Origin of the sequence: Streptomyces sp. NPDC005181, assembly GCF_040608395.1 — a bacterium.
GTDB lineage: Bacteria > Actinomycetota > Actinomycetes > Streptomycetales > Streptomycetaceae > Streptomyces.
On record NZ_JBEXID010000031.1, the window covers coordinates 72,088 to 86,587 of the forward strand.

10 protein-coding genes and 1 pseudogene are annotated in these 14,500 nt (G+C 71.2%); 5 read left to right on the top strand and 6 right to left on the bottom strand.

The window, feature by feature from the left end; translation table 11 throughout:
* Nucleotide 1: 1 nt before the first annotated feature.
* From ABZV38_RS21000 to ABZV38_RS21010, 3 genes are read left to right on the top strand one after another with little or no spacing between them, the layout of a single operon-like run.
* Complete coding sequence (locus ABZV38_RS21000) at nt 2–1,138, top strand: aminotransferase class V-fold PLP-dependent enzyme (protein WP_356329044.1); 1,137 nt, start codon at nt 2–4, stop codon at nt 1,136–1,138.
* Between the two features lie 2 nt (nt 1,139–1,140).
* On the top strand, nt 1,141–2,304 hold the full coding sequence (locus ABZV38_RS21005) for an alanine racemase (protein WP_356329046.1): 1,164 nt from the start codon (nt 1,141–1,143) through the stop codon (nt 2,302–2,304).
* 10 nt (nt 2,305–2,314) lie between these two features.
* Nucleotides 2,315–3,556 (top strand): phosphopentomutase, encoded by a 1,242-nt coding sequence (locus ABZV38_RS21010; protein ID WP_356329048.1) that lies wholly within the window; start codon nt 2,315–2,317, stop codon nt 3,554–3,556.
* 63 nt (nt 3,557–3,619) lie between these two features.
* Here the strand turns inward: ABZV38_RS21010 and ffh are convergent, their stop codons facing one another.
* The 5 genes from ffh to ABZV38_RS21035 all read right to left on the bottom strand — a co-directional run bounded on the left by ffh (nt 3,620) and on the right by ABZV38_RS21035 (nt 11,330).
* Nucleotides 3,620–5,173, bottom strand: a complete 1,554-nt coding sequence (gene ffh / locus ABZV38_RS21015; protein ID WP_356329050.1) for a signal recognition particle protein — start codon at nt 5,171–5,173, stop codon at nt 3,620–3,622.
* 133 nt (nt 5,174–5,306) lie between these two features.
* Nucleotides 5,307–7,760, bottom strand: coding sequence for a [protein-PII] uridylyltransferase (locus tag ABZV38_RS21020; protein WP_356329052.1), 2,454 nt, complete (start codon nt 7,758–7,760; stop codon nt 5,307–5,309).
* A 31-nt stretch (nt 7,761–7,791) separates the two neighbouring features.
* A complete protein-coding gene (locus tag ABZV38_RS21025) occupies nt 7,792–8,130 on the bottom strand; it encodes a P-II family nitrogen regulator (RefSeq protein WP_150487428.1) in 339 nt (112 codons plus the stop codon).
* Nucleotides 8,127–9,485, bottom strand: a complete 1,359-nt coding sequence (locus ABZV38_RS21030) for an ammonium transporter (protein ID WP_356329054.1) — start codon at nt 9,483–9,485, stop codon at nt 8,127–8,129. The genes ABZV38_RS21025 and ABZV38_RS21030 overlap by 4 nt, the downstream gene beginning before the upstream one ends.
* A gap of 369 nt (nt 9,486–9,854) precedes the next feature.
* On the bottom strand, nt 9,855–11,330 hold the full coding sequence (locus ABZV38_RS21035) for a hypothetical protein (RefSeq protein ID WP_356329055.1): 1,476 nt from the start codon (nt 11,328–11,330) through the stop codon (nt 9,855–9,857).
* A 426-nt stretch (nt 11,331–11,756) separates the two neighbouring features.
* Between ABZV38_RS21035 and ABZV38_RS21040 the strand changes: the two genes are divergently transcribed.
* Complete coding sequence (locus ABZV38_RS21040; protein ID WP_356329057.1) at nt 11,757–12,458, top strand: bifunctional DNA primase/polymerase; 702 nt, start codon at nt 11,757–11,759, stop codon at nt 12,456–12,458.
* A gap of 33 nt (nt 12,459–12,491) precedes the next feature.
* On the opposite strand, the gene ftsY is transcribed toward ABZV38_RS21040, so the two are convergent.
* A complete protein-coding gene (ftsY, locus tag ABZV38_RS21045) occupies nt 12,492–13,706 on the bottom strand; it encodes a signal recognition particle-docking protein FtsY (RefSeq protein ID WP_356329059.1) in 1,215 nt (404 codons plus the stop codon).
* Between the two features lie 109 nt (nt 13,707–13,815).
* On the opposite strand from ftsY, the pseudogene ABZV38_RS21050 reads away from it, so the two are divergent.
* Nucleotides 13,816–14,406 (top strand): annotated as a pseudogene (locus ABZV38_RS21050) (cytosine permease); the annotation flags it as partial.
* Between the last annotated feature and the right edge of the window lie 94 nt (nt 14,407–14,500).

The window sequence follows — 14,500 nt, forward strand, 5'->3', positions numbered from 1 at the left end:
CATGAACCCGGCACTACCGCAGACATTCCCCCTCGCGACCGTGGCACTGGACGAGGCGATCGCCCGGCAGTTCCGGCTGCTGGAGGCGACCGCCGCCCACTTCGAGGGCCCCCAGCTCTTCGAAGCGGACGCCGGTGTCGTCCCCGGTCTCGGCCGTCCCCGCACCACCGCTCGCGTCGAAGCGGTCCTGGCCGACTTCTTCGGCGCCGAGGACGCCGCGTTGGTGCAGGGTGCGGGCACCGGCGCGATCCGCGCGGCGCTCAACGCCGCCGTACGGGCCGGGGATCCGCTGCTCATCCACCGGGCGCCCGTCTACCGCACCACCGACGTCACCCTGCGCGGTATCGGCGTGCGGACCGTCGAGGTCGACTTCAACGACGGTGCCGCCCTGCGCGAAGCTCTGGCATCCGGCCGGTTCCGGTGGGCGTACGTCCAGCACACCCGGCAGCGGCTCGCCGACTCGTACGACCCCGCCGATGTCCTCGCCGCCTGCCGGGCCGCCGGCGTACGCACGCTCGTCGACGACAACTACGCCGTGATGCGCACCCCCGCCGCAGGGGTGGAGCTGGGGGCCGACGCCTCCTGCTTCTCCCTTTTCAAGCTGCACGGCCCCGAAGGCGTCGGCGTCGTGGTCGGGGCCCGCGACCTCGTCGGGCACATCCGCCACGACAACTACTCCGGCGGCGGCCAGGTCCAGGGCCACCAGGCGCTCGACGCCCTGCGCGCCCTGACCCACGTACCGGTCATGTGGGCCGTCCAGTCCGAGGTCGGCGCCGAGGTCGCCGAGCGACTGGCCGCCGGGGAAGTCGTCGGCGTCGCCGAGGTCCGGATCGCCAACGCCCAGGACCGCTGTCTGCTGGTCCGCCTGGACCGGCCGGTGGCGAAGGAGCTGCCCGCCGTCGCCGCACGCTTCGGAGCCGCGCCCTACCCCGTCGGCTCCAACTCGCGCTACGAGATCGCGCCGCTGTTCTACCGGATGTCCAGCTCTGCGCTGGACGACTCCCCCGAGCTGGCCGACTGGACCGTACGCATCAACCCGATGCGGGCGGGAGCGGATCTCGTCGTCGACATCCTGCGCCGCTCGCTCGCCGCACTGGACGACCGGCCTGCCGAAGTGAACGACCCGAAGGACGACTGACCGTGTTTCTCGACACCGTGCTCACCCGCAACCCCGAGCTCGTCGACGCCGCGGCCGCCCTCCACCGGAGCGGTGAGATCCCGCCCGACACCTATGTGATGGATCTCGACGCCGTCGAGGCCAACGCCGAACTCCTCGCCGCCGAGGCCCAGCGGCTCGGCCTCTCCCTCTGGTTCGTCGTCAAACAGTTCGGCCGCAACCCCGAACTGATCAGAGCCGTCGCCCGGCACATCCCCAAGTACGCCGCCATCGACCCGCCCGAGGCGCGCACCCTGCACGCGGCGGGCGCCCGGGCCGGCAACCTCGGCCACCTCGTCCAGATCCCCCGTCGCGCCCTGCCCGAGATGCTGGCCTGGCGCCCGGAGACCGTCACCGTCTACGACCTGGCCAATGCCCGCGCTGTCTCCGAGGCCGCCGAGCGGCTGGGCCTGGTGCAGGACATTCTCGTACGGCTCGAGGGCGCCGCGGGCACTGTCTACCCGGGCCAGGAGGGCGGCGTCCCGCTCCCCCGCCTGGACGCGTTCGCCGAGGCCGCCGAGCGGCTGCCCGGCATCCGGATCGCGGGCGTCACCGCCTTCCCGTGCGTCCTGTGCGACCCGGCGACCGGAACGCCGTACGCCACCCCCAGCTTCACGCTCGCCTTGAAAGCCCGAGAGCTCCTGGCCGCCCGCGGGCACGAGGACCTCAAGCTGAGCGCCCCGAGTGCCACCTCGATGGCCTCCCTGCCGCTGCTCGCCGCCCACGGCGCCACCCACGGCGAGCCGGGCCACGCCCTCACCGGCACCACTCCGCTGCACGCACTCGACCCGGGCCAGCCCGAGAAGCCCGCCTATGTGTACGTCACCGAGATCGCCCACACTCTCGACGACGGCCGCCCCGCCCTCCACGGCGGCGGCTTCTACGCCCGCTCCCACATCCGCAGCGCCCTGCTGCCGCGCACCGGCGTACGCCTCGGTGTGCAGGACGCCCCCGCCGAGAACATCGACTACTACCGGCTGCTCGACGCCCCCGCCGAGGGCCAGGACGTCCGGCTCGGCGACACCACGCTGCTCGCCTTCCGTACCCAGATCTTCGTCACCCGCTCGACCGTCGCCGTCGTCTCCGGACTCTCGTCCGGAACCCCTCGGCTGCGCGGGCTCCACGACTCCCAGGGCCGGGCCCTGTAAGGAGCACACCATGGCCAAGACGGTCATCGTCGTCATTGACGGATTCGGTATCGGCGCCATGCCCGACGCGGGCACCCTGCGCCCCGGCGATCTCACCGCCGACACCTGCCGGCATGTCCTCGACCACTGCCGCGAGGCCTTCGGCCGTCCGCTGCGGCTGCCGGTGCTCGGCTCGCTGGGGCTCGGTCTCGTCCACCCGCATCCGGATCTCGCCCGCCGCACCCATCTGCCCGTCGCAGCGGGCCGGGCCGCCCTGGGCTACCCCGGCGCCGACACGTTCGCCGGCCACCAGACGATGATGGGTGCCGACTTCAGCCGGGTGACGGTGGCCCGGCTCGGCGAGCATCTGGACGAGGTGACCACGGCTCTGGAAGCGGCGGGACACCGCGTCGAACCGCTGGACGGCCGGCCGCTTCTCGTCGTCGACGGCGCGGTGCTCGTCCACGACAACCTGGAAGCCGACCCCGGCATCAACTGGAACGCCTCCGGCCGCCTGGACGACCTGCCCTTCGAGGGGCCGGGCGGGATCCTCGCCATCGCCCGTACGGTACGCGCGGTCGCGCCGGTCGCCCGGGTCATCGCGGTCGGCGGCCACGCGGACGGCCCGCTTCCGCAGTTCGTACGCCCCGGCGACGCGGGCACCGTCGGCCTCGACACCCCCGCCACCGGCTTCTACCGCAACGGCGGCCTCGCCGTGCAGCACCTCGGCGCCGGCATCGACCACACCCGCCAGCTGCCCGACCTGGCGGCCCGCGCCGGAATCCCGGTCACCCTGGTGGGCAAGGCCGCCGACATCCTGGCCTGCGACGCGGCCGAGCGGCACCCGGCCGTGCAGACCGCGGACGTCCTCACCCACACCCTCGAAGCGGTGCGCGCCCCCGGCGACGCGCTCGTCGTCGCCAATGTCCAGGAGACCGACCTGGCAGGACATCAACAAGACACCGAACGCTACGGACGTCTCCTGGAGCAGGTCGACGCGGGGCTCGCCGCGCTCCTCGCGCTGATCGACGCCCCCGGCGACCGGCTCATCGTCACCGCCGACCACGGCAACGACCCGACGATCGGGCACGCCTACCACACCAGGGAGTACGTCCCCGTGCTGATCCACCGGCCCGGCGCCGACGGTGTGGAGCTGCTGCCGGACGCGAGCAGCCTGGCTGACGTCGGCGCCACCGCCGCCGAGTCGCTGACACTGGACCCGGCGGGACTCGCCAACGGATCGACGCTGCGGCCAGGACGCCACGCGGCCTGAGCACGCACGAAAGGGACGCCCACCGAGAAGGCGGGCGCCCCTTTCGTGTGTGGGCCGAGAACGTCAGCCCGTGAACTTCTTGAACGCGTCCGGCAGCTCGAAGTTCTGGTCGTCCTGCTCGGCCGGAAGCCCGAACGCGCCACCCTGCGCCGCCGCCTGCTCGCGACGGACCGCCGCGGCCTGCTCCTCGGCCTTCCGCTTCATCGGGTTGCCGCTCTTGCGCTTGCCCTTGGCCTGCTTGACCTGCTTCTTCTGCCGGCCGGCACCGCCGCCCATGCCGGGCATCCCCGGCATGCCCGGCATGCCGCCGCCCTGCGCCATCTTCGACATCATCTTGCGCGCCTCGAAGAACCGCTCCACCAGGTTCTTCACGGCCGACACCTCGACACCCGAACCCTTGGCGATACGGGCCCGCCGCGAACCGTTGATGATCGTCGGTTCCTGACGCTCGTGCGGCGTCATCGACTTGATGATCGCGGCGGTACGGTCCACGTCCCGCTCGTCGATGCTGTTGATCTGGTCCTTGATCTGCCCCATGCCGGGCAGCATCCCGAGCAGCTTGGAGATGGAGCCCATCTTCCTGACCTGCTCCATCTGCGCCAGGAAGTCGTCGAGCGTGAAGTCCTTACCCTTGCTGGACGCCAGCTTGGAGGCCATTTTGGCGGCCTCTTCCTGGGTGAAGGTCTTCTCCGCCTGCTCGATCAGGGTGAGCAGGTCACCCATGTCGAGGATGCGGGACGCCATGCGGTCGGGGTGGAAGGCGTCGAAGTCCTCGAGCTTCTCACCGTTCGACGCGAACATGATCTGCTTGCCCGTGACATGGGCGACCGACAGGGCGGCGCCACCGCGGGCGTCACCGTCGAGCTTGGAGAGCACCACACCGTCGAAGCCGACGCCGTCGCGGAAGGCCTCTGCGGTGTTGACCGCGTCCTGGCCGATCATCGCGTCGACGACGAAGAGGATCTCGTCGGGGCTGACGGCGTCGCGGATGTCCGCGGCCTGCTGCATCAGCTCCTGGTCGATACCGAGGCGGCCCGCGGTGTCGACGATCACCACGTCGAACTGCTTGGAGCGGGCGTACTCGATGGAGTCCTTGGCGACCTGGACCGGGTCACCGACGCCGTTGCCCGGCTGCGGGGCGTACACCGCGACACCGGCGCGGTCGGCGACGACGCTCAGCTGGTTGACGGCGTTGGGGCGCTGGAGGTCACAGGCGACGAGCAGCGGCGAGTGGCCCTGGCCCTCGAGCCAGAGACCGAGCTTGCCGGCGAGGGTGGTCTTACCGGCACCCTGCAGACCGGCGAGCATGATCACGGTGGGCGGGTTCTTGGCGAACCGCAGCCGCCGGGTCTCGCCGCCGAGGATGCCGACGAGCTCCTCGTTGACGATCTTGACGACCTGCTGGGCCGGGTTCAGCGCCTGGGAGACCTCGACGCCGCGCGCCCGCTCCTTGACGTTGGCAATGAAGGCACGGACCACGGGCAGCGCGACATCGGCCTCGAGCAGGGCGATACGGATCTCGCGTGCCGTGGCGTCGATGTCCGCCTCGGACAAGCGGCCCTTGCCCCGGAGGTTCTTGAAAGTCGCGGCAAGGCGGTCGGAGAGAGTATCGAACACGGCGCTCGTCGGTCCTCAGGGTCGGGGTCGGGTGCAGGTCAGTCGTCCCCCAGGGTATCCGGACACCGGGAAACGCAAAGCCCTCGCCCGCATCTCGTGACGGACGAGGGCCTCTCCACGTCATCGCGGAAGCTCAGCTCAGGGCCCGCTGGACCTCTCCGGCCAGCTCGGCGGCCCGTACATCGGCCAGCGGCTCGCCGTCCGCCCCTGTGACATAGAACGCGTCCACCGCGTTCGCCCCCAGCGTCGACACATGCGCGCTGCGCACCTGTACCGCGCTCTGTTCCAGCGCCCGGCCGATCCGGTGCAGCAGCCCCGGGGCGTCCTGGGCCCTCACCTCGATCACCGTCGCCAGCCGGGAACCGGCCGGCGCGACCGTCACCCGGGGCGGCGGGGCCTTCACTCCACGGCGCCGCGGGTAGGCGGCTTCGCGTTCGGCGAGACGGGCCTGGATGTCGAGGGAGCCGTCCAGGGCGCGTACGAGATCGGCGCGGAGCCGGGTGGCCTGCGGCAGGGAGCCGTACTCCGCCGCCACCCGCCAGTTGAGCAGCAGGACGTCGACGCACTCGCCGAGTTCGGTGGGGAGCTCGACGGCCCGCAGGTCGGCGGCGCGGACGGTGAGGCGGTGCAGGGCGAGGACTCCGGCGGCGGCGGGCAGGACGCCGGGGCGGTCGGGGACGGCGATGAGGAGCTCGACGCCGACGGGTTCCGGTTCGCCGTCCCCGTTCGTGGGTTCGGCCTGGGCGTGCAGGGCGAGGACGGGTTCGCCGGTGCGCAGTGCCTCGATGGCGAGGCGTTCCTGTTCGGCGCTGGGTTCGGCCGGTTCGGGTTCGTCCGGGGCCTCACCGGCGAGGACGGCGACGACGCGTTTGACCAGGTCGGTGACGAGGGAAGCGCGCCAGGTGGACCAGGCGGCGGGTCCGGTTGCCAGCGCGTCGGCCTCGGTGAGGGCGTGCAGGAGTTCCAGCGTGGACGTGGTCCCGACAGCGGTGGCGACGGACCGGACGGTCGCCGGGTCGTCGAGGTCGCGGCGGGTGGCGGTCTCGACGAGCAGCAGATGGTGACGTACGAGGGTGGCGATGACGCCCACGTCGTGCTGGTCGAAGCCGATCCGGGCGGCGACGTCGCGGGCGATGACCTCTCCGGCGACGGAGTGGTCGCCGGGCCAGCCCTTGCCGATGTCGTGCAGCAGTGCGGCGACCAGGAGGAGGTCGGGGCGGCCCACGCGGCGGGTGAGGGAGGAGGCCCGGACGGCCGCTTCGACGAGGTGGCGATCGACGGTCCAGGTGTGGACGGGGTTGCGCTGAGGCCGGCAGTGGACGCGTTCCCAGTCGGGCAGCAGGCGGGTGATCAGTCCTTCCGCTTCGAGCGCTTCCCAGACAGGGATGGTGGCCTCGCCCGCGCCGAGCAGGGTGACGAGTTCCTCACGGGCCTCGGCGGGCCACGGCACGGGCAGCGGGCGCGCGGCGGCCGCGAGGCGGCGTACGACATGCCGGGAGATCGGCAGTTCGGACTGGGCGGCCGCTGCGGCCGCCCGCAGCATGAGCACGGGGTCACGTTCGGGGCGGGCGGTGCGGGCGAGGACGACTTCGCCGTCGGCCTCGACGACGCCGTCGGCGAGCGGGGTGCGTTCCGGGGTGGCTGCCTTGCCGCCGCCCAGCATGGCGCGCAGCCGGGGGCGTGCGGACCGGGCGCGGAGCACGCGGTTGACCTCGCGCCAGGTGACGTCGGTGGCGTACGAGACGGTGCGCGCGGCCTCGTACACCTGGCGCAGCAGAGCGTCGGCGTCGAGGAGGCCGAGGGCGGTGGCGACCTGGTCCTGTTCCTGGAGGGCGAGGCGGTCGGTGGCACGGCCGGTGGTCAGGTGCAGGGCGTCGCGGGCGTCGAGGAGGACGCGACGGGCCTCGGCGAGGCCTTCGCGGGGCGCGTCGGCGACCCAGGAGGCCGCGACGGCGCGCAGGGCGGTGGCGTCACGCAGTCCGCCGCGTGCCTCCTTGAGGTCGGGTTCGAGGAGGAACTGGAGCTCGCCCTGGCGTTCGGCCCGTTCGCGGCAGAGTTCGTCGAGGGCCGGGAGGCGTTTGGGGGCGAGGTTGCGCCAGTCGGCGAGGATCGTGGTGCGCATCGCGGCCACCAGGCCGAGGTCTCCGGCGACGGGCCGGGCGTCGAGCAGTCCGAGCTGCACCTTGAGGTCCTCGCCCGCGGTCTTCCTGGCTTCGGCAGGGGTGCGCACGGAGTGGTCGAGCGCGAGGCCGAGGTCCCAGACGGGGTACCAGATGCGGTCGGCGAGGGAGGCGAGGGCGCCGGTGTCGGCGTTGCCGTCGTGCAGGAGCAGGAGGTCGAGATCGCTGCGCGGGGACAGTTCGCCGCGACCGTAGCCGCCGACGGCCACGAGTGCTGCGCCGCGGACGCCGGTCGCTTCGGCGGCGGTGGTGAACAGGGCGGTCAGCCAGTCGTCGGTGAGTGAGGCGAGGGCCGCACGGCGCGGCGGCCCGGACTGCGCCTTCTCCTGGAGGAGGCGCAGTCGGGCCGCCGCGTAGCCGCTGGGTCCCGAGTCTTCGGAGTCGGTGGTCACTTCAGTGCTCGTCACCCAGCTGCCTTTCAGTTTGCGAGACCGTCGGTCAGAGTGCGTCCGGGCCGCGTTCGCCCGTGCGGACCCGTACGGCAGTCTCGACGGGGACGCTCCAGACCTTGCCGTCTCCGATCTTGCCGGTTCGGGCGGCCTTCACCACGACATCGACGAGCTGTTCGGCGTCCTCGTCCTCGACCAGTACCTCGATACGGATCTTGGGGACGAGGTCGACGGTGTACTCGGCGCCGCGGTAGACCTCGGTGTGGCCGCGCTGGCGCCCGTATCCGCTGGCCTCCGTGACCGTGAGGCCCTGGACGCCGAAGGCCTGCAGGGCCTCCTTGATCTCGTCGAGCCGGTGCGGCTTCACGACCGCCGTGATGAGCTTCATGCGTCCACCTTCTTGGTCTGCGCTGCTGCCGTCGAGTCCGATACCGGTGCGGAGCCCGTGGTGCGCGGGGCGGCACCGCCGCCGGCGCCGCTGAAGTCGTACGCGGTCTCGGCGTGTTCCACCTGGTCGATGCCGGCGATCTCGTCGTCCTCGTCGACCCGCATGCCGATCGTCTTGTCGAGGAGGAAGGCGAGGACCGCGGAGGCCACCAGAGAGTAAGCGAGGACCGCGAAGACACCGACGGCCTGCTTGCCGAGCTGGTCGAGACCGCCGCCGTAGAAGAGGCCCTTGGCGTCGGACTGGACGCCGCCGGTGGCGAAGAAGCCGATGAGCAGGGAGCCCGCGACACCGCCGACGAGGTGGACGCCGACGACATCGAGGGAGTCGTCGTAGCCGAACTTGTACTTGAGACCGACCGCCATGGCGCAGAGCACACCGGCGATGGCACCGACGGCGATGGCGCCGAGCGGGCTGATCGCGCCGCCGGACGGGGTGATGGCGACGAGGCCGGCGACCGCGCCGGAGGCGGCGCCGAGGGTGGTGAAGGAGCCGTGGCGGAGCTTCTCGTAGCCGAGCCAGGCGAGCATCGCGGCGGCGGTGGCGACCTGCGTGTTGACGAACATCACCGCGCCGACGCCGTCGTCGTTGCCGAGCCACGAGCCGGCGTTGAAGCCGAACCAGCCGAACCACAGGAGACCGGCGCCGAGCATGACGAGCGGCAGGCTGTGCGGCCGCATCGGGTCCTTCTTGAAGCCGACCCGCTTGCCGATGACGAGGATCACGCCGAGGGCTGCCGCACCGGCGTTGATGTGGACGGCCGTACCACCGGCGAAGTCGATGACGCCGAGCTCGAAGAGCCAGCCGCCGGCACCCCAGACCCAGTGCGCGACCGGGAAGTAGACGACGGTCACCCACAGGGCGACGAACAGCGCCCAGGAGGTGAACTTGACGCGGTCGGCGAGGGCGCCGCTGATCAGGGCTGGAGTGATGATCGCGAACATCAGCTGGAAGACGGCGAAGACATAGACCGGGATCGTGTAGCCGTCCCAGAGCTGGGTGATACCGATCCCGCTGAGGCCTGCGAAGTCCGAGCTCCAGCCGATGAACGAGCCGATGTCGGTGCCGAAGGCGAGACTGAATCCGTACAGCACCCACAGGATCGTGACGATCCCGAGGCTGATGAAGCTCATCATCAGCATGTTGAGGGTGCTCTTGACGCGGACCATGCCTCCGTAGAAGAAGGCCAGACCCGGGGTCATGATCATCACCAGGGCCGAGCAGATGAGCATGAACCCGGTGTTGGCGGCAGACAGCGTCGGGGCGTCTGCGGCAAGCGTCGTGATGCCTGGGGGCATCGGCGTCTCCTCGTCGTCGGTGCGGCCGCGTGCGGGCAAAACCTGCGGGACCACTTGCGGGGCCACTGTGGAAAAGGTGCGGGCCGGTTATGCGCCATGAGGTTCGCCCAGCGCGGTTTCCGCCGATGCCGCACGATGTTTCGCCGCAGTGACGAAGAGGTGTGTCGTGTTACGTCCGCATGAATCGTGAGTGGCGTATCCGGGGCCGGGCCTACCCTGCGGCCGGGGCCGCATACGGTGCGGTTACGACTCTGGAGTACGGGAACGGGAACGCGAACCGGCCACGCCGATCACCCACTGACCTGGCAAGGGGGAGCCGGAATCGGTCTGTGCGGGATGGTCGTCGTGGCCGGAGTGCTGGGTGCCCGGTCAGACCGCCTCGGCGGTCTCGGGCAGCTGCTCGGTGAGCAGGTCGGTGAGCCTGGCGACCTCGGGGATGTCTCCGAAGTCCCTGGCAGCGGTGTCGACGGTCTTGCGCAGCCGGGTGTTGACGCGCTCGGAACGGACCTTCTTGGCGACCCGCAGGGCTTTTTCGGCCAGCAGCGTGGACTGCTCGGGTTCGCGCTTGAGGAGGTGCACGGTGGCAAGACCGATCAGGTTCAGCGCGTACGACCGCTGGTGCTCGTCGTCCTCGCCGAAGAGCTCGACGGCCTTCTCCATGATCGGCTCGGCGAGCGAGGCGTACGTGGGGCTGCGGCCGGCGACATAGGCAAGGTCACGGTACGAGTGGGAGTTCTCGCCGTTGAGTTCGGCCTCGGAGAAGAAGCGGATCCAGTCGGGCTCGGGCTCGCCGTCGATCCCGGCGTCGAGGAAGGTGTCCTCGGCCATCCGGACGGCTCGCTTGCACTTGCTGGGCTGGCCCATGTTGGCGTAGGCGCGGGCCTCCATCGCATACAGCATGGCCTGGGTGCGCGGGGTGGCGCAGTCCCGGCTGCCGTACTGGGCGAGATGGATGAGTTCGAGGGCGTCGTCGGGCCGTCCCAGGTGGATCATCTGGCGGCTCATGCTGGACAGGACGTAACTGCCCAGCGGTTTGTCGCCCGCCTCCTTGGCGGCGTGCAGCGCCAGGACGAAGTACTTCTGGGCGGTGGGCTGGAGGCCGACGTCGTAACTCATCCAGCCCGCCAGTTCGGCGAGTTCGGCGGCGCACCGGAAGAGCCGCTTGGCGGTGGCCGCGGGCTGCGGTTCCTGCAACAGGTCGGTGACCTCGTGGAGTTGGCCCACGACGGCCTTGCGGCGCAGGCCGCCGCCGCACTGGGCGTCCCACTGGCGGAACATCACGGTGGTGGACTCCAGCAGGTCGAGCTCGGGGCTGGAGAGGCGGGAGGGCCGGCGGTCCGCCGGCGACGACTCCGGATCCGCCGGGGCCGCGGCGGCGACCGGCACCAGCCACCGCTGCACGGGCTCGATGAGGGCCGGGCCCGCGGCGAGGGCGAGCGAGGTGCCGAGGAAGCCGCGGCGGGCGAGCATCAGGTCGCTGCGGGAGAACTCGCTGAGCAGCGCGACGGTCTGCGGGCCCGCCCAGGGCAGGTCCACACCGGCCACCGACGGTGACTGATGGGCGGAGCGCAGCCCGAGGTCCTCGATGGCGACGACGGTGCCGAAGCGCTCGGAGAAGAGCTCGGAGAGGATGCGCGGAATCGGCTCGCGCGGCTGTTCACCGTCGAGCCAGCGCCGGACCCGGGAGGTGTCCGTACTGATGTGGTGCGCGCCCATCTGGCGCGCTCTGCGGTTCACCTGCCGTGCCAGCTCGCCCTTCGACCAGCCGCTGCGCACGAACCATGATCCCAATTGCCCGTTGGGGCGCTTACCGGCATTCGAATCGCCTGCGCCGCTGCCACTCACTGGAACGCCCCCATCCCGCTGAATACGTGTCGCGCGAACCACTATCAGAATGCCGTGGGCCGAAGCCGTCCGTACGGCGGTTTGCGCACCATCGAACAGGAAATCGACTTGCCTCCGGCATACCCATCAGCGCACATACTTCCATGGTTCGTGTACCGACGGTAATCCTACGATCACCCGCTCGGCGAGCCTGATTACAGAAACGCCACCATTCGCCACCCCTTCGAATGAACGCGTTCACCTTCGGGCGCGATTCACTTGACAGACGACGATCAGCAGCAGACGCAGTGACGCACGCAGGAGCGCGCGGACCGTGTCGCACCACCTGGGGTACGACCTGTGCGCTGCCCGGTCGACGGGGCGACGGAATGCGACGACTGCACTCCGCGTCGTAACCACCGGCGAGCCGGACCCGTTGGAGGGGGCATGGGCTTCACGATCGGCGGCATCCGGGAAATGCGATCCGGCTCACGGCGCCGAGGCCGTGCGGCCGAGTGCACCGCGGTGGCCGAGTACACAGGGCTGTGGGGCTGGGCCGTCGCCCCGGGAGCGCGGGCCGCGGCCGGCCGCTGCTCGTGCGGCGACAGCGGCTGCACCTCCCCCGGCGCACATCCGCTGGACTTCGCCGACGAGGTGCCCGCCGGCGCCACGCTGGACATGGCGGCGCGCGCGTGGGCGGAGGTGCCGGGCGCTTCGATGCTGCTGCCGGTGGGGCGCACGTTCGACGTCCTCGACGTCGCCGAACCGGCCGGGCGCCGGGCGCTGGTGCGGCTGGAGCGGATGGGGCTGCCGCTCGGCCCGGTGGCGGTGACGCCATCCGGGCGGGCCCAGTTCTTCGTCGCGCCGGGCGCCGCCGCCGAACTTCCGCAGCTGCTGTACCGGATGGGCTGGGACGACGCGGATCTGGATCTGCGGGCGCTGGGTCCCGGTTGCCACATCACCGCCCCGCCGTCCGACGAGGGCGGTCTCGGCCCGGTCCGCTGGCTGCGCCCGCCGGTGCTGGACACGGTGGGCAGGCCGCCGCAGGCGCGGCTGCTGCTGGGCACACTGGCGTACATCTGCCATCGCTCCAGGGGCGTGAAACCCCATTGCCGGACGGGCTCGAATGCGAACCCGTCCGGCAATTGAGGACGACACGGCGACCGGGCGGACCCGGCGGCGTCAGTCGCCGATCAGCGCGTCGACGAACGCCTCCGGCTCGAACGGAGCCAGATCGTCCGGGCCCTCGCCCAGACCCACCAGCTTCACCGGTAGGCCCAGCTCGCGCTGGACGGCGATGACGATGCCGCCCTTGGCGGTGCCGTCCAACTTGGTGAGGACGATGCCCGTGATGTCGACCACCTCGGCGAACACCCGGGCCTGAACCAGGCCGTTCTGCCCGGTCGTGGCGTCGAGGACGAGCAGGATCTCGTCGAGCGGGCCGTGCTTCTCGACGACACGCTTGACCTTGCCGAGCTCGTCCATGAGCCCGGTCTTGGTGTGCAGCCGGCCGGCGGTGTCGATGAGCACGACGTCGGCGCCCTCGGCAATACCTTCCTTCACCGCGTCGAAGGCGATCGACGCCGGGTCGCCGCCCTCGGGTCCGCGGACGGTGCGGGCACCGACGCGCTCGCCCCAGGTCTGGAGCTGGTCGGCGGCGGCGGCACGGAACGTGTCGGCGGCGCCGAGCACGACGCTACGGCCGTCGGCGACGAGGACCCGGGCCAGCTTGCCCGTGGTGGTGGTCTTGCCGGTGCCGTTGACACCGACGACCATCACGACGCCCGGGGTGTCGACACCGCTCTCCGTCTTGACCGCGCGGTCGAAGTCGGTGCCGAGCATCGCGAGGAGCTCCTCGCGCAGCAGTGCGCGAAGCCCCTCGGGGGTACGGGTGCCGAGGACGCGGACGCGCTCGCGCAGCCGCTCCACCAGCTCCTGGGTGGGTGCGACGCCGACGTCGGCGGTCAGCAGGGTGTCCTCGATCTCCTCCCAGGTGTCCTCGTCCAGGTTGTCCCGGGACAGGAGCGTGAGGAGCCCCTTGCCGAGGGTGCTCTGCGAGCGGGCGAGCCGGGCACGCAGCCGTACGAGACGGCCCGCGGTGGGCTCGGGGATCTCGAGCGCGGGGGCAGGGGGAGCCTCCGGCTCGGCGACTGCCGGGGCTTCCGCGGCGGGAGCCTGGACGTCGGGGGGACCGGCCTCCTCGATGGTGCGGCGCGGTTCCTCGCGCGGTGTCTCGGCTTCCTCGCCGACATGGGGTTCGGCGGGAGGAGTGAGGGTCGGCGTGCTCGACGGTGCCGGGGGCAGCTGCTTCTTCTTGCGGCCGCTGACCACGAGCCCGCTGACCAGACCGGCCACGACCAGGGCGGCGATGACTACAGCAAGGATGACGAATTCCATAACCCTCCCAGTATCAGTCACAGCCGCACCGGCGGGCGGCACCGGAGGATCACCCCGGAACCCAACGGGGCGTTATGCACCTTTTGGCGGTAAAGGTACGATCCCGTTCGTGGAGACCCGTGGCCTGGAACCCGTCCCCGACAGCGAGCGCACCGGCCGGGTCCGCACCCTCTTCCCCACCTGGGCCGCCGCCAATATGACCGTACTGCTGCTCACCGTGGGCGCGGGGCTCGTCGTCGTCAGCGGCCTGAGCTTCTGGCAGGTGCTGATCGTCGCGGCCACGGCGCCCGTCGTCAGTTACGGACTGGTCGGCCTGGTCTCGGTCGCCGGACAACGGGGCGGCGCGCCCGGCATGGCGCTCTCCCGGGCCGTCTTCGGACAGCGCGGCAATCTGCTGCCCGGCGCGCTGATCTGGATCGCCCGCTGGGGCTGGGAGACCGTGAACGCGGTCACCGGTGCGTACGCCCTGCTGGCCGTGCTCGATCTGCTGTTCTCCGTCCGCTCCACCACGACGCTGATCATGTCGGCGCTGGTGGCCTTCGCGGCGAGCAGCTTTCTGGTGTCCGGGCTCGGGGCGGGCGCACTGCGGGCGTGCTGCACCGGGTCGGCGTATCTCTTCGGTGGGTTCAGCGTCCTCGTACTGATCCATCTGGGATTCGCGACCGACTGGCGGACCGTCCTGGACAGGCCGGCCGGTCCGACACGGCAGCTGTAGTTCTTGATCGGTAGGGCATCGTTGCTGGTCAGGCGGTTGTGGCGGCGGTGATGTTGTTCCAGCGGCGGTGGGCTTCGGC